We start from the raw sequence: 22,070 nt of genomic DNA, 5'->3' as shown, positions 1-22,070 counted from the left end.
ACACTTTATACACGACTCCCCCTGCCACTGGCTAGGGGCAAATGACGCGTCCTGTTTCGGCAAAGTGCCTGCCCAATCCTGGCTCTGCTTGCTCATCAACATCGAGCAGCGCCGCCTGCATCACCAGCTCTGGGTCAGGGTCTGCAGGTATGATAGTTAACTCGCAGCTTGGCTCTCCGTGCAGGATGAGCGCCTGCTTAGAAGGAGAGCCGTCCTCCTCGTCATGCACTACTTCAAGGTAGTAGGTAGGGTCAAACACTTGGTACTCAAGCGTATGGCCCGCTAGCGGCTGAGGCGAGGACAAGGGCAAAATGAACATAAAGGTTAAGCGGCCATCGCGCTCCAGCGCTGTATATTCAGTTACCTCTCCTAGAGACTGGCGCTTGCCATCAATACGCACTTCAGTGAAGTAATGCTGTTGAGCTAGGTTATTGCGAATTTCACTACCTAACTGGTCAAGCCCCTGCGCAAGATCCGCTCCCTGCACCTGCTGAAGCTCTTCAAACACCACCAAACTGTAGAAAGGATCCATTTGCCACGTTTGATGCAGAGCGCTCACTACTCCCTGATCATCGGTGACCACCCGCACATTTAGATCTATCCAACCGTGAGGGTGGGCTAACACGCTTGGGCTTATACAGAGTCCAGCAAAGCCAATGGCTAACGCGCCACGCCAGGCGCGTCCTTTACTTTTTAGATCGGTAAGCCTGGGTGTTACTGCTGTCACGGTGCTTCTCCCAACTTATTCTGTAGCTCGACTAGCCATGGATCCAACAAGTAGGGCGGCAGCGGTTGGTTTCCCCGCAGGGCTGAGACGCGTACCCGGCTGCCGCCACCCTCTTCGCTAACCTGGAGCTGTAATCGGTACTCCGGCCAGCGGGCAAGGGAGGCTTCCGCACGCCCTAAGGCTAAATCCGCATGCCTGACCACATACCCTTGGGTCATCATCAGCTCTACGGCCTGACGAAATGTCTGCTCTGTTGACGCAGCGTAACGAAGCTCTCGGGTTTCAGCCGGTTGTTGGGTAGCGCAGCCAGCCAACACCAGCAGGGCACTGACGATTAACATACAGCGAAGTCTCTTCATGGCGCGCTCTCAATGCTAGAGGATTGCGATAGCGCTGCCTGGAAGCGCTGGCAAAAATCATTGTTACTAGCGCTATAGGACTCGCGAAGATCCCTTAAGTGATCATAACGGCGAATATCCCGCGAAATGCGCACATAACCGTCATTTACTAACAGCGAAACCCGCTCGACTTCAACCGGCCGCTGGCCGACGCCACCACCAAACCCTGTCCCAACCCCTAAACCGATGCTGGAACCGCCACGCCCACCCAACCCGATACCTCCAAATACCCGCATGCCACGCCCGTACCCATAGGCGTTATCGTAAGGATCGTAATAACCAATCAGGTCTCGCTGGCGACTAGCACTTACTAGCCCCAAATGGATATCCGTAGAAGCAAGCTCAAAGCCCCACGCTTCCAACACTGCAACACTTTGGGCCAGCACTTCTTGCGCCAACGCCTCATGATCCTGCCCGTTCCCTGTTGCCTGTGGCACTGCTGCCGAGCCTACAGGAAAGTAACACGATGCCGCTGGGGCAGGATCGGCTTGTGGCAGCCGATCAGGTAGGGTCTGACAGCCCACCAACAGCAGCAGACAACTCATACCCAGAGTAAGTATCTTCATGTTAGTTCCTCTAACTGTCGTCATGGCTGGTGTGGCATCGGGTAGCACGCTAAGCTCGCCAGCAGCGATCACTAAATAGCAGCAAACTGGGACAATAGTTTAGATAGCGTGTTTCAAAGACTGTATTTCAAAGGCAGTGTTTCAAAGATTGCGCTTCAGAGACTGTTTTTCACAGACGTTTTTCAAAGACAGCGTTTTAGAGACCATCATTTATGGAGGTTGTGCGATGAATGTACTGCTTTGCCCCGATAGCTTTAAAGATGCCTTGAGCGCTGAACAGGCAGCTCGGGCAATGGCCAGCGGTGTCAAGCGCGCAACGCCAGCCGTCACGCTAACGGTTTGCCCACTGGCCGATGGCGGCGAAGGCAGCCTTGAAGCCCTGATTGCCGCCACCGGCGCCGAGCGGCGCGAGTTAACCGTACAAGACGCCTTGGGGCGCCCCCGTCTAGCCTCCTGGGGCTGGCTCGGCCAACAGCGTACCGCGTTTATCGAACTGGCAGAAGCCAGCGGGCTACAACATCTATCTGCTCAAGAGCGAAACGCCCTGCACACCTCTACCTACGGCGTAGGCGAGCTATTTACAGCTGCTTTAGATGCGGGCGCCGAAAAGGCCCTTTTGCTGCTCGGCGGTAGCGCCACTAACGATGCAGGTGCAGGCATGCTGCAAGCGTTAGGTGCTCAATTGCTGGATCAGCAGGGTTCCCCACTGCCCCCTGGGGGAGCAGCGCTCCAGCAACTGGCTACCCTGGACCTTGCAACGCTGGACCCGCGCCTTGCCACACTCCAGGTTGAGGCGGCGGTGGATGTAGACAATCCCCTGCTGGGCGAACGGGGAGCAAGCGCCGTGTTTGGCCCACAAAAAGGCGCTTCTCATGATGACGTCGCGCAGCTGGATCGTGCCCTTAGTCACTTCGCTGATATATGTTCAGACGCGCTTGACCGCGATGACCGAGCGCTTGCAGGGGCAGGGGCTGCCGGTGGCATGGGGTTTGCGGCGCGCATGTTTTTCAATGCCACGCTCACGCCGGGTATTGAAATGATTATGCAGCAAGCCAAGCTTTCTGAGCTGCTCGCTCAGGCTGATTTGGTCATCACCGGTGAAGGCCGCTTAGATGGCCAAAGCCTTGCTGGAAAAACGCCGATTGGCGTTGCCCGCGCAGCACACCGGCAGGGTAAGCCCGTAATTATTTTAGCCGGTAGCTTAGGCGATGGCTGGCAGGCCTGCTTTGAAGAAGGCGTCACCGCCGCCTTTGCCCTGGCAGATGGCCCTATGAGTCTTGAGCAAGCCCTACCGCGCACCGCAGAGTTACTAGCGGCGCGCTGCGAGAGCATTGCTCGCTTATGGATAGCGCGAGATAGGCCATAGATGACTAGATATATCTTAGCTGAGCGCTAACCCTTGAAAAACCGGGCTAGCGCCTGCATCTCTAAGCTAGACGCAAGCTGTATCAGCTTGCTGCCAGCACTATGTTATGGCGCTATTGCCGCGATGCAAAAAACTTGTTTTGCAGCTTAAGGCAAGCGTCTTAAGCTAAATCAAATGATTTGATGGCCGTTAAATACTAACGCGGCTCCAACCATGGAGGAGCATCACATGACCGACACCAATAGCATTGGCCTGCACGAAGGCAGCGCCAGCCAACTCGCCGAAAAACTCAACCACCTGCTGGCCAACTACCAAATTTTTTATATGAACGTCCGTGGCTATCACTGGAACGTAAAAGGCAGCGACTTTTTTGAGCTGCACGCTAAATTCGAAGAGCTCTACACCGACCTCCTCACCAAGGTAGACGAAGTAGCCGAGCGTATCCTTACGCTAGGCCATAAGCCGGTGCACGCATATAGCGACTACATAACGCTATCGCACATTCAGGAAGATAAAGATGTGCACGACGGCAAGACCTGCGTGAAAGGGGTGCTGACTGGATTCCAAACGCTAATTGAGCTCCAGCGCGAGCTGCTGTCGCTCGCCTCAGATGCTGACGACGAAGGCACCGCTGCCCAAGCGGGCGACTACATCCGTGAGCAGGAAAAAACGGTGTGGATGCTGAATGCTTACTTAGGCAAGTAAGCGTTAATCGCAAGCTAAACACGAAAAACGGCACCTCCGCGGTGCCGTTTTTTTTGTGGCGGACTAACGAAGCCGTTAACGCGCCGTCGCTAATTGCTCAATCAGCGCACGCAGCATGTCCCAAAACTCCGCCACTGAATCCAGCTCCACTCGCTCATCTGGGGAGTGAGCGCCGCGAATCAGCGGGCCGAACGAAATCATATCCAGATGCGGATACTTACTGCCTAAAATACCGCACTCAAGCCCCGCATGAATCACCTTTACCTCAGGCTCACGGCCAAGAAGCTCAGCATGGCGCTGTTTAAACGTCGCCAGCAGCTCACTTTCTGGGTTAGGCGCCCAGCCAGGATAGCCATTTTCCACCTTCACCCGTGCGCCCATCAGCCCAAACAGCGCTTGAAAGCGGTCGGCCATCGCCTCCGTCGCACTATCGTGCAGCGAGCGTACTAGCGCGCATAGATGAAAACGCCCGGCCTCCAAACTCAGCACACCCAGATTATTCGAGGTCTCTACCACGCCCGGCACGTCGGCACTCATACGCTCAACACCACAGGGGGCCGCATGTAGGGTGGCGAGCAGCATAGCGCTGGCATCTCGGGTGAGCGGCTCTGCCTCAGGAGGCGCTATACGCTGGGCCGTTAGCGTTAGGCCGCTGTCACCGCTCCCAAGCTCTGCTTTTAAGGTACGCTCTAAGCTTGCTACTGCGGCTAACGCCGCTTCTATATCGTCGGCAGGTAGGGCCACCTGGGCAAATGCCTCCCGGGGAATCGCATTGCGTAAGGTGCCACCTTGATAGCTGATAAGCCGTACATCAAAGGTTTCCAGCGCGCGTAGCCCCCGTACCAGCAAGCGGTTGGCATTGCCCAGAGGCTTATGAATATCCATACCCGAGTGACCGCCTTTTAGGCCGGTCAGCGCTAGTGATATCACCTGCTCATCTTCCTGCAGCTCGGCGCTGGGTAGCTGAGCATCCACCACAACATCGGCGCCACCTGCACAGCCAATATAGACTTGGCCACGATCTTCGCTGTCCAGGTTGAGCAGCAGTGAACCCTCTAACCAATGCTCGGCCAGGTTTAATGCGCCCCCCATGGAGGTTTCTTCTTCTAAGGTAAACAGCGCCTCAAGCGGCCCATGGGTAAGCGCCGGATCTTCTAGTACGGCAAGAATCGCCGCCACACCCAACCCATTGTCAGCCCCCAGGGTAGTGCCATCGGCATGTAACCACCCCTCATTAACGTAGGTGCTGATTGGGTCGCGGGTAAAGTCGTGTTCCTTGCCAGCATTGGCCTGGGCCACCATATCCAAATGCCCCTGCAACACCACCCCCGGCGCCTGCTCGCAGCCCGGCGAGGCCGGCTTGCGAAGCCGCAAATTGCCAAAGGCATCACGGTCGTGGGCAAGCCCTTGGGCATCGGCCCAGGCTTCAAGGGTAGCTACCAGCGCGGCTTCATGACCAGAGGGGCGCGGCGTGTTGCATAGCGTACGGAAGTGGCGCCAAACAAGGTTTGGTGCGAGCGCTTCTAAATGTGCGTTCATGGGAGCTCTTATTTATCGATAACCGATCTATCCTAACGCTCTGAACCACGTCAGGAAAGCGTGTGCTTTCTATCTGTTCAACTATATATGATCTGACTGCCTCCCCCGCCTCAGCTATCTACTTACCTATTCCTCTTGACTAAGTATGCGCTGCACGGCTTGACGCAGTCGTCTAATCGCCTCGCCGTGAGCTTTTGCCAAGGGCTGGTTCTGAAACGCCCAGGCGGCCAGCTGCTGATGGGCTAAGCTTGCCTGCTCATCCAACGTCCAGCGGCTTGCTTCCCGGGCCAGCGCCTGCAACGCCGCCCGGGCAAGCGCGGGGTCACGGTAAGCATACGCAACGTCGTCAACGGCCTGCCTATCAACCTGGTTAAGTGGCTCGCTCTGGAACGACGGTAATAAAAGCACCAGCACAGCGGCAGGCAGCGCGGCCAATTCAAATGCCAAGAGGCTCGGTAATGAAGATGCAAGTTGATCCTGCAGCGCTTTAAGCACCGCTTCACCCTCCGCATTTAACGCCTTCGCCACCATCACTGCATACTCTCCGGTGGCTGTTTCGCGGGTAACGCCCAGCCGCACAGGGACAAATCCTAACGCCAGCCAAAAGCGTAGCAGTGACGCCTCGGCGCCAAAGGTAGCGCCATATAGCGCGACCCCTTGCTGAGCGGCGTCAGCGGTATCCTCTTTTAAAAGCCGTCCCGCGAGCCCTTCCCGTCGTCGCTCAGGGTGAGTCGCAATTCGTGATACCCGACGCCAACGGGCGGTCAGCGCTTCCCTGCTTCCACTGTGCGCTGCCAGCGACTGGGCAAGCAAGTGCCCCTGGGGACGGCGTTCGCCACGCGCCACCTGCTCAGCAAGCACCGCTGCAAAACCGCCTTCCTCGCGGGTAACTAGCACCGCCTGAGGCTCATCGTCATGGGTGATGATACGAAGCCCCGTGCCTGGGCCATCCAATAGCTGGCGTACATCGCTAGGGGTGGTGCGGTAGTGTGACTGCACTAAAAGGCCGAATAACTTTTCTAGCCGGGGCTCTTGCTGAGCGAGTTCGGCTTGAACCAAAAGAACACTGCTTCCTTCGCCCTGCTTGGCTTGTGGCAGAGGCGCCTTTAACAGCAGTAGTTGCTGAATCGCCGCTTCAAGAGGGTCTGATGACGACCAGCGGACAGGCTCCGTGAGTTCAATTGCTCGCCACTGAGGCGCTTGGTGATTGAGCACTTCACGAAAGCGCAAAGCGAAGCCTCGCCCTGAGCCCTCGTAACCATGTACCGTGGTCGCAAAGGCAATACGCGGAAACGCAGCCAGCCACTGCCCTAGTAGCGCCGCAGGAATGGCGGCGGCTTCATCAACCAGCAGGTAGCTGCCGTCACCGCCAAGGCGCTGGTCGTTAACAGACTCAGTAAGCAAATCTGGCGGTAAAAAATCCACGGCGGCACCGCCTGGCATCACAAAGCGACCTGGCGCTTCCCGCAGACCGTCGGGGCAGAGCGCTTCTAACCGGGCAAAAAAGCTTTCCAGGGAGCTTAACCGGGGGGCTGTCACCACAATCTGTGCTACGCCTTTGGCCAACAGCCGAGCGCAAGCAATCCCCAACGCAGCACTTTTACCGCGCCCCCGGTCAGCAGTAATCACCAGTGGTCGGCGCCGCTTAAGCCCCACCAACCCGGCAACGGCCCTGGCTTGATCTAGCGTTAGGCAGTCGGCGTCATCGGCATAAGCAATACGCTGTGCGCTGGCGGATAGCTTAGGTAGCTTCAACCCGCCATCGACTGACCAGTGAATAATGCCGGGAGATGACAGCAAACGCGCCATACGCGCTAGGTAGTGCGCAGTAAGGGACTCCCAGTGCCAGGGGTGATCAGCAAAACGGGCGTAATCAGGGTCAGGATGACGACCAAAGCACGCGGGCGTGATCACAACGCACAGACCGCCTGCCGTCACGGTGCCTGCTAATGCGCCCAAGGCATCCGGGTCTAGCCCCTGGGCACCGCTGGCATCAATCACCATCAGTTGATGCTCGGCACCTAGCCGGGTACGCGCCTTGCGTGCTGTTACGCAGGGAGTAACCGGTGCTTCCTGTACATCACCTACCCAAAGCGGCGACTGCCAAGGTGCGGCTTGCCAAAGCTGCAGGGCCTGCTGACGGCACTCGTTTGGCGGCCCAAATAACCACACGAGCTGCCGCCAGCGGCGGCGCTGCAAGCGCGCTGCGTGACAAGCCAGTGCATGAACCTGACGGGGACGCGTAGTACTCAATGAGGTCATATCAGCTTCCAAACGGGCGTTATGCTTACAACTTTGGTATTGAAAACACTGCTTTTCAACGCTAAAACTCTTCTTCTTACTGCCATGGTGACGTCATAAATGCTTGTTAAATTTAACAATTACAACCAAGCAACTAATAAGCATGGCGTTTGTTCTATTAAACACTGATATTGCGCCGCAGCGGGTAGATTATGATAGCTTACGTCTGTAGCGGGACAGGGGCATCGCTTACGTAAACGTCACCTACCGCTCATTACTTTCCTGTCTCCAGGTATCAAACACTAATAAATCCGTACGCCAAACCAGGAAATCATCATGAAAAAAATGGCAAAATTCGCCCTTACAGGCCTCGCGGCTGGCGTTGCCTTCGCCGCACTCACCACTACCGCTCAGGCACAAGAACAGTGGACAATGACCTCCACTTGGCCCGACAACCTGGATCTTATTAAAATCGATCAGCACTGGGCTAATTTAGTAAACCAACTGGCCGGGGATGAGCTGCAAATCAACTTCCGGGCTGGCGGCACGCTGATGCCTGGCACAGAGGTGTTTGATGCCACTGAAACAGGCAGTATCGAAGCTGCAGGCGATTGGCCAGGGTATTGGGCGGGCTTAAACCCTGCTTTCTCACCCCTTGCGACCACTACTAGCCTATTTAACGGCGTAGATTACCTAAACTGGATTCAGCAGTGGGGCGGTCGTGAGCTGTATGAAGAAATCTACGGCCAGTACGACATGATGTATTTACCTTACGGCATTACCAACAACGAATCAGGCTTTATGGGGCGCACCCCCATTGAGAGCCTTGCCGACTTAGAAGGCAAGCGACTGCGTTTATCTGGCCGTGACCAAGGCCGCGTACTTGAGCAACTAGGCGGTTCCCAGGTAACACTGGCCGGCGGCGAAGTGTACCAAGCGATTGAGCGTGGCGTTATCGACGCTGGCGAGTTCTCAACGCCGGGCGTTGATTTCAAAGCAGGCTTTGCAGAAGTGGCCGACTACTGGGCCACGCCAGGCTGGCACCAGTCAGCGAGCGTTTTCGGCGTCATGATTAATAAAGATGCGTGGGATGCGCTTTCTGAAGAGACGCAAGAAAAGCTCCGGATCGCAGCAGACGCCACCATGGCTTGGTCACTCTCTTGGTCTGAACGCGAGTCTACCGATGCTACCCAGAAGTTTATAGATGCTGGCGTCACCATTAACCAATTCTCAGAAGAAGACCTGGCGCGCATCCAAGATATCACCAACGATGTTATTGTACGCGGTGCCTGCGAGCACCCCGACCATGCCAAAGTTTACCATTCCATGATCACCTACCTCCAAGAGTACGCCGTATGGCGCGATGTCACCGTGCCGTTCAACATGAGCCGCACGATGGACAACCTGCCCTCTCTGGAAGAAATAGAAGCCTGCCTGTAAGACGCTTCTACGCCGCCCCGATCACCGGGGCGGTTTTTTTGTGCTGACTGCGGAGTGCTTCCATGAATGCAATTGCCAAGGCAATTGATGCAATTAACGAGCTGTTTGGCCGTATTGTCGCACCGTTAATTGCCATCATTACCCTGATTGTCCTCTATGACATTGCGTCGCGTTTTTTCTTTGGCCGCCCCAGCGACTGGGCGTTCGATGTAACCAAAATGCTGTTTGGTGCCCACTTCATGCTGATGGCTGCCTATGGGTTACGCCACCACGCCCATGTTGAAGTAGACGTCATCAAGCGATTGCTGTCCCGTAAGCGCCAAGCATTAGTTGAGGTAATCGGTTATCTGGTCTTCTTTGTTCCCTTTATCTGGATGCTACTGACCTTCGGCTGGCGCTTCTTTGAACGCTCATTCAGCCGTGGTGAAACCACCTATGGCATGGTGTCGATCCCGGTATACCCTGTTAAGGGCGTCATCGTGGTAGCCGCGGCACTTCTATTGCTGCAGGCAATTGCCATTGTGTTGCGTGCGATTATGCAACTGCGCGAGGAGAAATCAGTATGAACCTGAGCCCTGAACTGCTGGCGCTAGTCATGTTTGGCGGGCTGCTCATCGGCCTTTTTATGGGCCATCCGTTGGCCTTTGTACTCGGCGGCGTGGCCGTGATCGGCGCGTTCTTAGGCCCGGGTGAGCGCGTACTGGGCACGCTGATTAACAATATTTTTGGTAATGCCATGGACAACTATGTCCTCGTGGCTATTCCCCTATTCGTATTAATGGCGAGGTTTCTTAACGACTCAGGCGTCACGGAGAAGATGTTCGATGCCATGCGCTTGCTGCTTGCTAACCTGCGGGGTGGCTTGGCGCTGACGGTCGTTATTGTATCGGTACTGCTGGCGGCGACCACCGGTATCGTTGGGGCATCCATTGCGGTGATGGGCATGATTGCCTTAGTGCCGATGCTTAAGTATGGCTATAACAAAGAGCTAAGTGCCGGCGTCATTATGGCCAGCGGCTGTTTGGGCATCCTTATCCCCCCCAGCATAATGCTGATTTTAATGGCTAGCTACTCGCCTGTTTCTGTTGGCGCGCTGTTTGCTGGCGCAATGGTTCCGGGTTTAATGCTCGGCGTTATGTACGCCCTATACGTACTGCTTATTTGCCATTTTAAGCCTTCTTACGGCCCACCAGTGCCTAAGGAGGAGCGTGCGGAAGTGAGCACCAAGCAGTTGCTGATTATGCTGGGTAAGTATGTTGTTCCTCCCATGTCATTAATCTTAGGCGTACTAGGCGCGCTGTTCACCGGCATCGCTACTGCCACCGAAGCCTCCGCCATTGGGGTTTTTATCGCCTTTATCCTGTTTATGATTTTTGGCGACCGTAAGATCAAAACTTGCTACAACACGCTGATTGAGGCTGGCAAGACCACCACCATGGTCATGCTGGTATTGGTAGGGGCCACGGCATTTACCGGGGTGTTCTCGCGCGGCGGCGGTATGCAGGTAATTCAAGATTTGCTGCTAGCCATGCCGGGTGGCACCACCGGCGCGCTGATTATGATGCTGTTCTTAGTGTTTATTCTGGGGATGTTCCTAGACTGGACAGGCATTGTGCTACTCAGCTTCCCGATTATGCTGCCCATCGTTCAGCAAATGGGTGTCGACCCTCTCTGGTTTGTAGTGATGGTCGCTGTAGTATTACAAACTTCGTTCCTAACGCCGCCATTTGGCTATGCGCTGTTCTACTTAAAGGGCGTGTCTCCCCCCGGCATAGAGATCGTCGACCTTTACAAAGCAGTGATTCCTTTTGTCGCGCTCATACTGCTCGCTTGCACGTTAATGGCCTTTTTCCCTTGGTTGGTGACAGGCCTACCTAGCTTAATGGTCGGTTATTAGCATACTGCTCATTTTTATGTTCTGACCACTACTTGCCTTACTCCCCTAACTTCTTAGCCCCCTCTTCCATGGGGGTTTTTTATTATCCATGGAAGGCTAGCTGCAGCCAACATGCGCAAGTGATACTATTTGCACCCGTAACTTTTTCGCATTGACGTTCGCATTTGCAATGCGGTCATTGCCCGCCTCGACCTAGGAGACAACGACGTGTCGCTACCTGCTCGCCGTTCACCGCTGGCTCTACTTTCAGGATTGGCCTCGCGTTTTACGCTCTCGCTAAACCCTTGGTCGATTGCGCTATTTTTAATAGCCCTGTCGGTGGCATTGCCTATCCTCGTGGTGTTTGGGCATATCCTGGTACCCACGGAGGGCGTGTGGCAGCATCTTGCCAGCACCGTGCTTCCCCGCTATCTCTCTAATACTTTTTGGCTGGTGCTATGGGTAGGGCTGGGTACGCTGATTATCGGCGCTAGTTCTGCCTGGCTGGTGGTAATGTGCCGTTTCCCTGGCAAGAGGATCTTTGAGTGGGCCTTACTGCTCCCCTTGGCGGTACCCACCTACGTGATCGCCTATGCTTACACTGACTTTTTGCAGGTAGCGGGGCCGCTGCAAAGCGCGCTGCGCGAGTGGTTTGGCTGGCAGTTCGGCGATTATTACTTTCCCAATATACGCTCGCTAGGCGGGGCCGCCACACTTATCACCTTTGTGCTCTACCCCTACGTCTACCTGCTCGCACGCGCCTCTTTTCTTGAACAGTCGGTGTGCGTGCTGGATGTGGGCCGCACGTTAGGCCGCGGCCCATGGCATCTGTTTAGTAGCGTTGCCCTGCCGCTGGCGCGCCCCGCATTAGTGGGCGGAGTATCGTTGGTGCTGATGGAAACACTCAATGAGTTTGGCGCCGTGCAGTTTTTTGGCGTGGATACCTTTACCACCGGCATCTACCGAACATGGTTTGGCTTAGGTGAACCGGTGGCTGCCGCTCAGTTGGCGGCTTGTCTGCTTACCTTTGTGATTGTGCTGGTGCTACTTGAGCGCTACTCCCGTGGTAAACGCCGCTATTTCCACACCACCAACCGTTACCAGCAGTTGCCAGAGTACCAGCTACGCGGCTGGCGTGCGTTTGGCGCAACCATGGTGTGTTTACTGCCTATCGTGATCGGCTTTTTACTGCCCAGCGGCATCTTGCTGAATTTAGCCATTCACCAGGGCGACACGCTATTTGGTACCCGCTTTATTCGCTTCGCCACCAACAGCCTAAGCCTCTCACTGGTGGCGGCTTTAATCGCGGTGGGCATGGCGGTGCTACTTAGCTACGGCGTTAGATTGCACAACTCAGCAAGCGCCCGGCTGTTCACCCGCGTGGCCGCCATGGGCTACGCGATCCCAGGCTCGGTGGTGGCAGTGGGGATCTTGATTCCCTTCGCCTGGCTGGATAACACCCTTAATACTTGGCTACATGAGCACTACGGAAAAATCATCGGCCTGGTGTTTAGCGGCTCGGCGTTTATTTTAATTTATGCCTATGTAGTACGCTTTTTAGCGGTGTCGTTCAATGCCGTAGAAGCAAGCCTGGGGAAAGTCACGCCGAGTATGGACGCGGCCTCGCGCACCTTGGGTCAGACCGCTGGCGGCACGCTGCGCAAGATACATACTCCCTTAATGCGCAGCAGCTTGCTGGCGGCGGGTATTTTAGTGTTCGTAGACGCGATGAAAGAGCTTCCCGCTACGATGATACTACGTCCGTTTAACTTCGATACGCTAGCCGTGCGCGCCCACAGCCTAGCCTCCGACGAGCGCTTAGCAGAAGCATCCACGGCGTCACTTACCATTGTGGTGGTGGGGATATTGCCGGTCATACTACTCAGCTTGGCAATGCGCCGGGCACGGCCCGGCAGCCAAGCTGAGTAATGTGGGCTGGGTAGCCCAGTAGAATGGGTTAGCGAGGAAAGACAAACACCTGGGAGTGGTCCAAGTCGATATCAATCGGCTGGCCCTCCTGGGGAAGAAACACCCCGGGCACGCGGGCGTGTAAGTGCGCTTCCTGACCATCTTCGCAGTGGGCACATAGGTGAATTAAGCTAGTACGGCCCAGCAGTTTTGCCATCACCACGTGGCTGTGGCTGTGGGCCTCAGCAGGTAGGTCGCGCTCTTTAATGCGCAGCGCTTCGGGGCGAATCATGATTTGCGCTTTACTCCCCTCCTCCAGCCAACTGGCGTCTACCGCACCCACCGGGGTCTGCACTTTGCCATCGTGAACCGTGCCGCTTAGCTCGTTAACCTCCCCAAAAAACGTCACCACAAACGGGTCAATCGGTGCGCAATAAAGCTCACGCGGGGTGCCGGTTTGGATAATTCTGCCATCACGCATCAGCGCAATACGATCCGCCATAAACATGGCTTCTTCAGGATCGTGGGTAACCAGCAAGGTGGCAGACCCCAACTTCTTAAGCACGTGAAGCGTATCGTCGCGAATGCGATCCCGCAGCCGGGCATCTAAGCTTGAAAACGGCTCATCCAGCAGCATTAACTTTGGCGTAGGTGCCAAGGCGCGCGCCAGCGCCACGCGCTGCTGTTGACCACCCGACAACATATGCGGGTAAGTTTCAATGTAGTTGGCCATACCCAGCTGAGTAAGCAACTCTACCGCCCTCGCGCGGCGCTCGCGGCTGGGCAGGTGTTTAAGGCCAAAGGTAACGTTTTCCAGCACGCTTAAGTGCGGGAACAGCGCCGAGTCTTGAAAGGCGAGGCCGACATTACGCTTTTCCGGCGGCACATGGCGCTTACCGGGCGCAGCAATGGGATTTCCATCCAGGCTAACCGCGCCGTCCTGTAGCACTTCCAACCCCGCAGCAATGCGCAACAAGGTGGTTTTCCCACAGCCCGACGGCCCCAATAGACAAACCACCTCCCCTGGGGCGATGTTTAAATCTATCCCTTTGACGACTTGATTAGTCGCAAACGTATGATGGACCTCTCGCAGAGACAGGGCCGGTGCGGGGGCCGCAACATCGGTAAGTGACACAGTTGCCGTCATTTTTTCACCATTGCTTTATTCGACCATCGTTTCGTTCGACCATCGTATTGCTAACGCAATACAGTTACGAACACGGTTGAAAGTTATTTGCATTCTAATTTCTATTGCGATGAGATGCACGCCTCATCCATACATTGAATGATTTTAGTTACCATTTAGCTTGACGCCGACGCTAAGAAGCGCTTGAATACCCATCACGATAATGCAACTTATTCTCATAAGCATTCAGAGGTATTTTAATGAACAAAACACGCCTTTCCGTCTCTGTCGCTGCCATCATGGCGGGCGCTGCCTTCGCTAGTAGTACATTGGCCAATGAGGTCAATATTTATTCAGCGCGCCACTACGACTCAGACGAGATTCTTTATAGTGCGTTCACAGAAGAAACCGGTATTAAAGTGAACGTACTGGAAGGTGACTCTGACCAGTTGATGCAACGCATGCGCCGCGAGGGCATCGCCAGCCCCGCCGACGTAATGCTGACAGTGGATGCAGGTCGTCTTTGGCGTGCCGAGCAAGACGGTCTTTTCCAAGCCGTTGATTCTGAGGAACTTAATGAGCGCATCCCCGAGTCCATGCGCCACCCGGAAGGCAAGTGGTTTGGCTTCAGCCAGCGTGCACGGGTCATTTTTTACAACCGCGAAAATTTTGACCCCAGCGACGTCGCTAGCTATGAAGACCTAGCCGACCCCCAGTTTGAGGGCCAGGTTTGTATCCGCTCATCGAACAATATTTACAACCAGTCGTTGCTTGCTTCAATGATTGAGCACCACGGCGCAGAGGGTGCAGAAGAGTGGGCAAAGGGTATTGTGAGCAATTTAGCGCGCTCTCCTGAAGGTGGCGATACCGACCAAATCCTCGGGGTTGCCAGTGGCGAGTGTGACCTAGCGATTGCCAACCACTACTACTACGTTCGCTTACTACACTCGGATAGCGAATCCGACCGTGAAGCGGCACGCAAAGTGGGGGTCATCTTCCCCAACCAGGACGACCGCGGCACCCACATTAACGTTGGTGGTGCAGGCCTAGTAGCTAACGCCCAGAATGCAGAAAACGGCATTCGCTTCCTGGAGTTCTTAGCGTCAGAAAGCGCGCAAGAAGTGTTGGCTGAGCGTAACTACGAGTTCCCAGTCGTTGGAGGCATCAAGAAAAACCCGGTACTAGAATCATGGGGCGATTTTGCTAAAGACGATATCAACATCAGCATCCTGGGTGAAAACAACCCGGAAGCAATTCGCATTTTTGACCGTGTTGATTGGCGCTAAGCCTAGCCGCCTATCGTTAGGCGCAGGATTAGGATAGTCCAACGCTAAACAATCACCCGCAGCTTAGCTGCGGGTGATTTGCGTTATGCCTAGCGATTACCCAGGGCCTGGTGTGTTGAAAGGCTAGTGTGCCTCATCCCAGTTAGCACCACTTTCTGCCTCCACAATCAGCGGCACTTTCAGCTCTGCTGCTCCCTGCATGCGTTGTTGCACCTGCTCGATAAACGCATCGACCTGTTTTTCGGCCACCTCAAACACCAGCTCATCATGTACCTGCATGACCATAAGCGCATCAAACTCGCCCTCGGCCAGCCAGGCATCCACGTCGATCATTGCCTGTTTGATAATATCAGCGGCCGTCCCCTGCATGGGGGCATTAATCGCGGTGCGCTCGGCACCCTGACGGCGGTTGCGGTTTTGCGACTGAATTTCCGGCAGATACAGGCGCCGACCCAACACAGTTTCCACAAAGCCATCTTCTGCGGCTTGTGCACGGATACGGTCCATGTAGCGGGCCACACCGGGATAGCGATCAAAGTAACGGTCGATATAGGTTTGCGCCTGGTTGCGGTCAATATGCAGCTGACGTGATAACCCCCAGGCGCTCATGCCATAAATCAGACCAAAGTTAATCGCTTTGGCGCTGCGCCGCTGGTCTCCTGATACCTTGTCTAGCGAGGTACCAAAGACTTCCGCGGCAGTGGCCGTGTGGATATCGCGCCCATCGGCAAATGCGTCTAGCAACCCTTTATCTTCGGAAAGATGCGCCATAATACGCAGCTCAATTTGCGAGTAGTCGGCCGCGACAATGCGGTAGCCAGGGCGAGCGATAAACGCCTGACGAATTTTGCGCCCCTCTTCAGTACGAATAGGGATGTTTTGTAAGTTCGGATCAGACGATGACAGCCGCCCAGTGGCGGTAACCGCTTGGTGGTAGCTGGTGTGCACCCGGCCAGTGGCTTTATTGAGCAGGCGCGGTAGCTTGTCAGTGTAGGTAGATTTCAGCTTGGCAAGGCCACGGTGCTGCATAATCACTTTGGGCAACGGGTAATCCAGCGCCAGCTCTTCAAGCACTGCCTCCGCCGTGGAGGGTGCCCCTTTCGGCGTCTTCTTGATGACCGGAATCTTCTGCTCTTCAAACAGGATCTGCCCCAACTGTTTGGGCGACCCTAGATTAAACTCACGCCCTGCCAATTCAAACGCTTGGCTTTCCAGTTCACGAATACGGCTTTCAAGCTGCTGGCTTTGCGCGTGTAGGCGTTCAGCATCGAGCGCAACGCCATTGCGCTCGATGCGTGACAGCACGTTGATCAGCGGTAGCTCAAGGTTGTCCAGCACGTCGGCTAGGCGACCTTCCCGTTCGACCTGGGGCCTCAGGATTTCCTGAAGGCGTAGCGTGATATCAACATCTTCGCAGGCGTAAGGCGCCGCTTGCTCTAGAGCAATTTGATTAAAGGTGAGCTGCTTTGCCCCTTTACCGGCGATGTCCTCAAATGAAATCGTCTTTTCGCCCAAATACTTCAGCGCCAGCGAATCCATATCATGCCGTGTGGCGGTAGAGTTGAGCACATAGGAGGCCAGCATGGTGTCGGCCAATGGCCCTACTACGGCAATCTCATAATTGGCCAGCACCGAAATATCGTACTTCAGGTTTTGGCCAATTTTGGTTTTGTTTGGGTCTTCCAGCAGCGGCTTTAGCGCGGCCAGAGCCGCTTTGCGGTCTAATTGTTTGGGGGCATCCAGGTAGTCGTGGGCTAGCGGAATATACGCCGCTTCACCAGCCTCAAGCGCCAAGCCAATACCAACAATCTCGGCGTCCATGTAGTTGAGGCTGGTGGTTTCCAGATCAAAACAGAAACGCTCAGCGCGGTTCAGGCGATCGAGCCAGGTTGTAAACTCGCTCTGCTCAACAATAACGTGGTCGTGACGCTCAGCAGGCGCGGCGACGGGGCTATCGTCAGGCATACTCTCATACTTACCTTCAGGTACTGGCTCGCCACCTTTTACGTCATCCACGCCTGCGTCGTTACCTTCCAGCAGCTCACTCAGCCACTGGCGGAACTCCATCTCTTTATAAAGCTCAACCAGCGCTTCCCGGTCAGGGTGGGCGATATCCAGATCATCCAAACCGACCGGCAGATCACAGTCGACTTTAATGGTCGCCAGCTGATACGAAAGAAACGCCTGTTCTCGGTGCTCTTCTAGCTTCTTAGGCAAGGTTTTCGCACCCCGGAAGGTGAGCGTTTTCACCCGTTCTAAATCGCCATAAATAGTGTCTAACCCACCGCCCATGCCTTGTAGCAGGCCAATAGCAGTCTTTTCGCCCACTCCCGGTACCCCAGGGATGTTATCAACCTTATCTCCCATCAAGGCGAGAAAATCGATAATCAGTGCGGGAGGCAAGCCAAACTTCTCTTCCACACCCGCCTCGTCCAGGGTTTCATCCTTCATGGTGTTAACCAGCGTGATGTGGCTATTGACTAACTGCGCCATATCTTTATCGCCGGTAGAAATGACGGCATCGCGCCCCGCTTGCGTTGCCTGGTGCGCTAGCGTGCCAATGACGTCATCTGCCTCAACGCCTTCTATGCATAACAACGGCAAGCCCAGCGCTTTCACACAGGCGTGCAGCGGCTTAATTTGGCTGCGCAGCTCATCAGGCATCGGCGGGCGATGCGCTTTGTACTCGCTGTACATCTCATCGCGGAAGGTTTTACCCGGCGCATCAAATACCACCGCCATGGGGCTTTCAGGGTAGTCCTTGATCAGCCGCTTCAGCATATTGATAACGCCTTTCACCGCACCGGTCGGCTGTCCGTTAGAGGTGGTTAGCGGCGGCAGCGCATGAAACGCGCGGTACAGGTAGGAAGAGCCATCAACAAGCACGATTGGGGCACGGGCCATAACCAAATTCCATTGTTAGCAAAACAGGTAAAAAGTCTGCCGGTTATGATACGCGTTCATAGCAGCCGATGCAGAAACAACCACTGCTAATAACCGCTTTGAAAGCGTAACAACGCTGCCAACTGACGCGGCAAGCCGCTACAATAATGGGCTTAGCAACCTGGGCGAGACTCAAATGGCTGTATTCACCCCGCTTAGCGACGCACAGGTCGCCGCGTTTTTGGAAAAGTTTGATGTAGGTAGCTTCGTTTCACTTCAGGGTGTTGCGGGCGGCACGGAAAATTCGACGTTTTTTGTCACCACCGACCGTCGCGAATTGGTGCTAACCCTGTTTGAACAAGGCGAGCATGAAGAGCTGCCGTTTTTTGTCGATTTATTAGATTACCTGGATGAACACCGTTTACCGGTGCCCGGCACCATACACGACCGTGAAGGCATTGCGCTGCACAGTTTAGCGGGCAAGCCTGCGCTGCTGTTCCCGCGCCTACCAGGCCGTCATCCTGAAGCACCAAACATCACCCAGTGCCAAGTACTGGGCGACACGCTTGGCCGTTTACACGGGGTGTCTCAGCGCTTTCAAGGCCAGCGCCCGAACCCCCGTGACCTGCATTGGCTTCGGGCAGTACACCACAAGGTACTCGCCTACCTCAGCCCGGAAGACCAGGCGCTGATGAAGGATGAAGTGGATGACTTCGAGAGTGCCTTTAGCCAGCATGGCGAACTACCCCAGGGCGCGCTGCACGGCGATTTATTCCGCGACAACACGCTTTACGACGGCGATAAGCTGGGCGGCATCATCGATTTCTATAATGGCTGCACCGGGGATTTGCTGTTCGACCTAGCGATTGTGATTAACGACTGGGCCTCTAATGCGGATGGCTCGCTAAATGTAGAGCGCCATGATGCGATTCTTAGCGCTTATCAGGCGCGTAGACCGCTCACCGCCGATGAAAAAGCGTTGTGGCCAACCATGCTGCGCATGACGGCGCTACGCTACTGGCTTTCGCGTTTGCTAGTGGTGTATGTGGACCCGCCGGCCCACGACTTAACGCCCCACGACCCTGCGCGTTTTCGAACTATTTTAAAGGCACGCATCTTATTAGGTGCGCTACCGCTTCCAGAGGCTTCTTAATGAGCGAAACGGTCACCAGTAGCAGCCCCGCGCTTCGCGCACGTCGCACGTGGAATATTGACCAGTGGGGCAGCGGCTACTTTGATGTAGACGATCTCGGCCAAGCGTTAGTACGTCCGCTTGGCAACGATGCAGCAGGGCCTGCGCTGCCCATTAGCGGTCTGGTGCGCCAGCTTCAAAAAGCCGGGCTACGTTTGCCGGTACTGGTACGCTTTAGCGACATTCTCCACGATCGGGTAGAGCAACTTTGCGGCGCCTTTGATGCCGCCATGCAAGATGCGGATTACCAGGGCGGCTACACCGCGGTCTACCCCATCAAGGTTAACCAGCAGCGCCGCGTGGTAGAGGAAATTTTAGCCACCGCAGAGCGTGGCAATGGCCGCGTAGGGCTGGAAGCCGGCAGCAAACCAGAGCTGCTGGCCGTGCTTGCCCTGTCAGACGGCGGCTCTTCGCTGATTGTGTGCAACGGCTATAAAGACCGTGAATACGTCCGCCTTGCCCTGTTAGGCGAAAAGCTGGGGCACCGCGTTTACCTGGTGGTTGAAAAGCTCTCTGAGTTAACGGTCATTCTGGAAGAAGCCCGTGAACTAGATGTTATGCCGCGCATTGGTTTACGAGCACGGCTTGCCTCGGTGGGCAAAGGCAAGTGGCAAAATACCGGCGGCGAAAAGTCTAAATTTGGCCTGACCGCGAGCCAGATTCTTGAGGTTGTGGAAACGCTTCGTGCCCAGGATGCCCTGGCAAGCCTACAGCTGGTTCACTTCCACCTTGGCTCTCAGATTGCCAATATCCGCGATATTCAACGCGGCTTGCGTGAGTGTGCGCGCTTCTACCAGAACCTGATTACCCTGGGCGCGCCTATTGATACCGTGGATGTGGGCGGCGGTCTGGGCATCGACTATGAGGGCACTCGCTCGCGCAGCTACTGCTCAGCCAACTACTCCATGCGTGAATATGCCCGTAACGTCGTGAACGCGTTTGCCCAGCTGTGCCAAGAAGCCAACCTGCCCCAGCCTCACTTGATCAGTGAGTCAGGGCGCGCGCTGACCGCGCACCACGCAGTACTGGTAACCAACGTCATTGGCGAAGAGCGTATCGATGATACCCCCCCGGAGCGAACGCCTCAGGATGACCCACAGGTAGAAGCCCTGTGGCGAGTTTTTGAGCAGCTGGCCGAGGTTCAAGAACCGAGAGTACTCGTAGAGGCATGGCACGACTTGCTGCAGGCCGTGAGTGAGCTTCAAGACCGCTTTGTGCTAGGGCTAAGCGACATCAACGCCCGTGCAATAGGCGAGCGGCTCTACATGGCTGCCTGCGCAAGGCTGCGGGGCCAGCTGGATACCCGCAACCGCGCTCACCGTGAAATTTTGGATGAGTTAGCTGAAAAACTGGCCGACAAACTTTTTGTGAATTTCTCGCTTTTCCAATCGGTGCCTGACGTATGGGGGATTGAGCAAATTTTCCCAGTGCTGCCGCTAAGCGGGTTAGATCAAGCGCCAACGCGACGTGCCGTTATCCAGGATATTACCTGCGACTCCGATGGCCGTATCGACAGCTATGTGGATGGCCAAGGCGTGGAAAGCACGCTGCCGTTACCAGAGTGGAAGAGTGAAGATGAGCGCTGGATTGGCTTTTTCCTGGTGGGGGCTTATCAAGAAATTCTCGGCGACCTGCACAACTTATTTGGCGATACTGACTCGGTTGATGCTGCGCTTGATGCCGATGGCAACTGGGTGACCTCTAACGCCCAGGCCGGTGATTCAGTTGCCGATGTGCTGGCTTACGTCAACTTTGACGCTAAAGTGCTTAAGCGAAAACTCTTTGCGCAGCTTGAGGCGGCTAATTTCTCCCCCCAGGAGCAGGCACACTTTGCCGCTAGCTTAAATGAAGGACTTGAGGGCTATACGTATTTGGAGTGAGGCAGCCCCAACCCGCTCTTAGTACCGCTCTTAGTACCGCTCTTAGTACCGCTCTTAGTACTCCTTCAAGAACGCGCTTTAAAACCAAACGCCCCGGCGCTGGATACAGCACCGGGGCGTTTTCTATCGCTAATTGATGGGGTGGCTCAATTAGCTAGCGCGTCGAGGGGTAACGCTCACACGCTCATCACTTAGCGACTCACTCTACCACGCTAGTGGTAATGTCCAGACCACCGGTCAGCGTTAAACGTAGCTTGGCACCACGTGGCAAAACACCCACGCCAGCAGGCGTACCGGTGAGAATGATATCGCCTGGCTCCAAGGTAAAGTGGCGGCTCATTTCCGCTACCAAGGTAGGGATAGCAAAAATCATGTCGGCGCCTTCACCGTGCTGACGCTGCTCCCCATCAAGCTCCAGCGTAAAACTCAGCGCATTCCAGTTAGGTACGCGGCTTAGCGGAAGAAACGGCGAAAGCGGGCAAGCGCCATCGAACGCTTTGGCGATTTCCCAGGGGTGGCCTTTCTCTTTTAGCTGCGTTTGCACATCGCGCAGCGTGAGATCCATAGCAAGACCGATACCGGTAATCGCCCGCTCAGCTTCATCGTGGGTAGCATGGGTAAGCGTTTCACCGATGAGAAGCGCTAACTCGACTTCGTAATGTACATCACCCCTAGAAAAAGGCGGATCCAGCGGCTTGGTTAAATCAACAACGCTCGTCGCTGGTTTAATAAATAGCAGTGGCTCACTGGGAATAGGATTATCCAGCTCTTTGGCGTGGTCGGCATAGTTGCGGCCGACGCATACGACTTTACCCAGCGCGTGGGGAAACTCCTGGCCATCGGTAAATTGTGGAACAAAACGCATGGCGGGTACTCTCCTTCTCATTATGCGTGCCGCATTCGCAACGACAGGCGCATTAGTCTACCCCACCTATAC

At 55.4% G+C, this 22,070-nt stretch carries 17 protein-coding genes; 9 read left to right on the top strand and 8 right to left on the bottom strand.

The annotated features are described in order from the left end of the window. Positions 1–31: 31 nt before the first annotated feature. The 3 genes from BB497_06450 to BB497_06440 are packed head-to-tail and all read right to left on the bottom strand — an operon-like array spanning position 32 to position 1,691. Positions 32–727: a hypothetical protein gene (locus BB497_06450; GenBank protein AVI62370.1), complete on the bottom strand. Its 696-nt coding sequence runs from the start codon at positions 725–727 to the stop codon at positions 32–34. Continuing rightward, complete coding sequence (locus BB497_06445) at positions 724–1,086, bottom strand: hypothetical protein (GenBank protein ID AVI62369.1); 363 nt, start codon at positions 1,084–1,086, stop codon at positions 724–726. The genes BB497_06450 and BB497_06445 overlap by 4 nt, the downstream gene beginning before the upstream one ends. Then, positions 1,083–1,691 carry a hypothetical protein gene (locus BB497_06440; protein ID AVI62368.1) on the bottom strand — a complete coding sequence of 203 codons (609 nt, stop codon included), beginning with the start codon at positions 1,689–1,691 and terminating at the stop codon, positions 1,083–1,085. The genes BB497_06445 and BB497_06440 overlap by 4 nt, the downstream gene beginning before the upstream one ends. A 226-nt stretch (positions 1,692–1,917) precedes the next feature. Here BB497_06440 and BB497_06435 point away from each other — a divergent pair, with 226 nt between their 5' ends. Beyond that, the gene (locus tag BB497_06435) at positions 1,918–3,057 is read left to right on the top strand and encodes a glycerate kinase (GenBank protein ID AVI62367.1); all 1,140 of its coding nucleotides are present in this window, start codon (positions 1,918–1,920) and stop codon (positions 3,055–3,057) included. A gap of 228 nt (positions 3,058–3,285) precedes the next feature. Then, complete coding sequence (locus BB497_06430; GenBank protein AVI62366.1) at positions 3,286–3,762, top strand: DNA starvation/stationary phase protection protein; 477 nt, start codon at positions 3,286–3,288, stop codon at positions 3,760–3,762. A gap of 75 nt (positions 3,763–3,837) precedes the next feature. Here the strand turns inward: BB497_06430 and BB497_06425 are convergent, their stop codons facing one another. Together BB497_06425 and BB497_06420 are read right to left on the bottom strand one after the other, a co-directional pair. Then, entirely contained in the window at positions 3,838–5,301 is a 1,464-nt protein-coding gene (locus BB497_06425) for a cytosol nonspecific dipeptidase (protein ID AVI62365.1), read from the bottom strand. Positions 5,302–5,427: 126 nt separating this feature from the next. After that, a complete protein-coding gene (locus BB497_06420) occupies positions 5,428–7,563 on the bottom strand; it encodes a hypothetical protein (GenBank protein ID AVI62364.1) in 2,136 nt (711 codons plus the stop codon). A 315-nt stretch (positions 7,564–7,878) separates the two neighbouring features. On the opposite strand from BB497_06420, the gene BB497_06415 reads away from it, so the two are divergent. The 4 genes from BB497_06415 to BB497_06400 all read left to right on the top strand — a co-directional run bounded on the left by BB497_06415 (position 7,879) and on the right by BB497_06400 (position 12,787). Further along, the gene (locus BB497_06415; GenBank protein ID AVI62363.1) at positions 7,879–8,982 is read left to right on the top strand and encodes an ABC transporter substrate-binding protein; all 1,104 of its coding nucleotides are present in this window, start codon (positions 7,879–7,881) and stop codon (positions 8,980–8,982) included. Positions 8,983–9,044: 62 nt separating this feature from the next. Further along, the gene (locus BB497_06410; GenBank protein ID AVI62362.1) at positions 9,045–9,548 is read left to right on the top strand and encodes a C4-dicarboxylate ABC transporter permease; all 504 of its coding nucleotides are present in this window, start codon (positions 9,045–9,047) and stop codon (positions 9,546–9,548) included. Continuing rightward, complete coding sequence (locus tag BB497_06405; GenBank protein ID AVI62361.1) at positions 9,545–10,879, top strand: C4-dicarboxylate ABC transporter; 1,335 nt, start codon at positions 9,545–9,547, stop codon at positions 10,877–10,879. Before BB497_06410 ends, BB497_06405 begins: the two co-directional genes overlap by 4 nt. A 207-nt stretch (positions 10,880–11,086) precedes the next feature. Beyond that, positions 11,087–12,787: an iron ABC transporter permease gene (locus tag BB497_06400; GenBank protein AVI62360.1), complete on the top strand. Its 1,701-nt coding sequence runs from the start codon at positions 11,087–11,089 to the stop codon at positions 12,785–12,787. 28 nt (positions 12,788–12,815) lie between these two features. Here the strand turns inward: BB497_06400 and BB497_06395 are convergent, their stop codons facing one another. Next, positions 12,816–13,913: an ABC transporter gene (locus BB497_06395; GenBank protein AVI62359.1), complete on the bottom strand. Its 1,098-nt coding sequence runs from the start codon at positions 13,911–13,913 to the stop codon at positions 12,816–12,818. A 239-nt stretch (positions 13,914–14,152) separates the two neighbouring features. On the opposite strand from BB497_06395, the gene BB497_06390 reads away from it, so the two are divergent. Beyond that, positions 14,153–15,178 carry a Fe(3+) ABC transporter substrate-binding protein gene (locus BB497_06390; protein AVI62358.1) on the top strand — a complete coding sequence of 342 codons (1,026 nt, stop codon included), beginning with the start codon at positions 14,153–14,155 and terminating at the stop codon, positions 15,176–15,178. Between the two features lie 123 nt (positions 15,179–15,301). On the opposite strand, the gene BB497_06385 is transcribed toward BB497_06390, so the two are convergent. Then, positions 15,302–18,082 (bottom strand): DNA polymerase I, encoded by a 2,781-nt coding sequence (locus tag BB497_06385; GenBank protein ID AVI62357.1) that lies wholly within the window; start codon positions 18,080–18,082, stop codon positions 15,302–15,304. A 175-nt stretch (positions 18,083–18,257) separates the two neighbouring features. On the opposite strand from BB497_06385, the gene BB497_06380 reads away from it, so the two are divergent. Both BB497_06380 and BB497_06375 read left to right on the top strand, forming a co-directional pair. After that, positions 18,258–19,214, top strand: a complete 957-nt coding sequence (locus BB497_06380; GenBank protein ID AVI62356.1) for a homoserine kinase — start codon at positions 18,258–18,260, stop codon at positions 19,212–19,214. Further along, complete coding sequence (locus BB497_06375; protein AVI62355.1) at positions 19,214–21,133, top strand: arginine decarboxylase; 1,920 nt, start codon at positions 19,214–19,216, stop codon at positions 21,131–21,133. Before BB497_06380 ends, BB497_06375 begins: the two co-directional genes overlap by 1 nt. Before the next feature lie 199 nt (positions 21,134–21,332). Here the strand turns inward: BB497_06375 and BB497_06370 are convergent, their stop codons facing one another. Further along, positions 21,333–21,998, bottom strand: a complete 666-nt coding sequence (locus tag BB497_06370) for an isomerase/hydrolase (protein AVI62354.1) — start codon at positions 21,996–21,998, stop codon at positions 21,333–21,335. Positions 21,999–22,070 lie beyond the last annotated feature (72 nt).

The organism is Halomonas sp. GFAJ-1, from assembly GCA_002966495.1.
Taxonomy (GTDB): domain Bacteria; phylum Pseudomonadota; class Gammaproteobacteria; order Pseudomonadales; family Halomonadaceae; genus Vreelandella.
The sequence above is the reverse complement of the archived record's forward strand: the minus strand, read 5'-3'. Positions and strand labels throughout refer to the sequence as shown.

What these genes read in the sequence shown, in the direction of transcription:
- BB497_06425 (AVI62365.1), bottom strand. Translation starts at nt 5,301, where the DNA reads ATGAACGCACATTTAGAAGCGCTCGCACCAAACCTTGTTTGGCGCCAC.
- BB497_06430 (AVI62366.1), top strand. Translation starts at nt 3,286, where the DNA reads ATGACCGACACCAATAGCATTGGCCTGCACGAAGGCAGCGCCAGCCAA.
- BB497_06435 (AVI62367.1), top strand. Translation starts at nt 1,918, where the DNA reads ATGAATGTACTGCTTTGCCCCGATAGCTTTAAAGATGCCTTGAGCGCT.
- BB497_06395 (AVI62359.1), bottom strand. Translation starts at nt 13,913, where the DNA reads ATGACGGCAACTGTGTCACTTACCGATGTTGCGGCCCCCGCACCGGCC.
- BB497_06390 (AVI62358.1), top strand. Translation starts at nt 14,153, where the DNA reads ATGAACAAAACACGCCTTTCCGTCTCTGTCGCTGCCATCATGGCGGGC.
- BB497_06410 (AVI62362.1), top strand. Translation starts at nt 9,045, where the DNA reads ATGAATGCAATTGCCAAGGCAATTGATGCAATTAACGAGCTGTTTGGC.
- BB497_06445 (AVI62369.1), bottom strand. Translation starts at nt 1,086, where the DNA reads ATGAAGAGACTTCGCTGTATGTTAATCGTCAGTGCCCTGCTGGTGTTG.
- BB497_06375 (AVI62355.1), top strand. Translation starts at nt 19,214, where the DNA reads ATGAGCGAAACGGTCACCAGTAGCAGCCCCGCGCTTCGCGCACGTCGC.
- BB497_06440 (AVI62368.1), bottom strand. Translation starts at nt 1,691, where the DNA reads ATGAAGATACTTACTCTGGGTATGAGTTGTCTGCTGCTGTTGGTGGGC.
- BB497_06380 (AVI62356.1), top strand. Translation starts at nt 18,258, where the DNA reads ATGGCTGTATTCACCCCGCTTAGCGACGCACAGGTCGCCGCGTTTTTG.
- BB497_06415 (AVI62363.1), top strand. Translation starts at nt 7,879, where the DNA reads ATGAAAAAAATGGCAAAATTCGCCCTTACAGGCCTCGCGGCTGGCGTT.
- BB497_06370 (AVI62354.1), bottom strand. Translation starts at nt 21,998, where the DNA reads ATGCGTTTTGTTCCACAATTTACCGATGGCCAGGAGTTTCCCCACGCG.
- BB497_06385 (AVI62357.1), bottom strand. Translation starts at nt 18,082, where the DNA reads ATGGCCCGTGCCCCAATCGTGCTTGTTGATGGCTCTTCCTACCTGTAC.
- BB497_06405 (AVI62361.1), top strand. Translation starts at nt 9,545, where the DNA reads ATGAACCTGAGCCCTGAACTGCTGGCGCTAGTCATGTTTGGCGGGCTG.
- BB497_06420 (AVI62364.1), bottom strand. Translation starts at nt 7,563, where the DNA reads ATGACCTCATTGAGTACTACGCGTCCCCGTCAGGTTCATGCACTGGCT.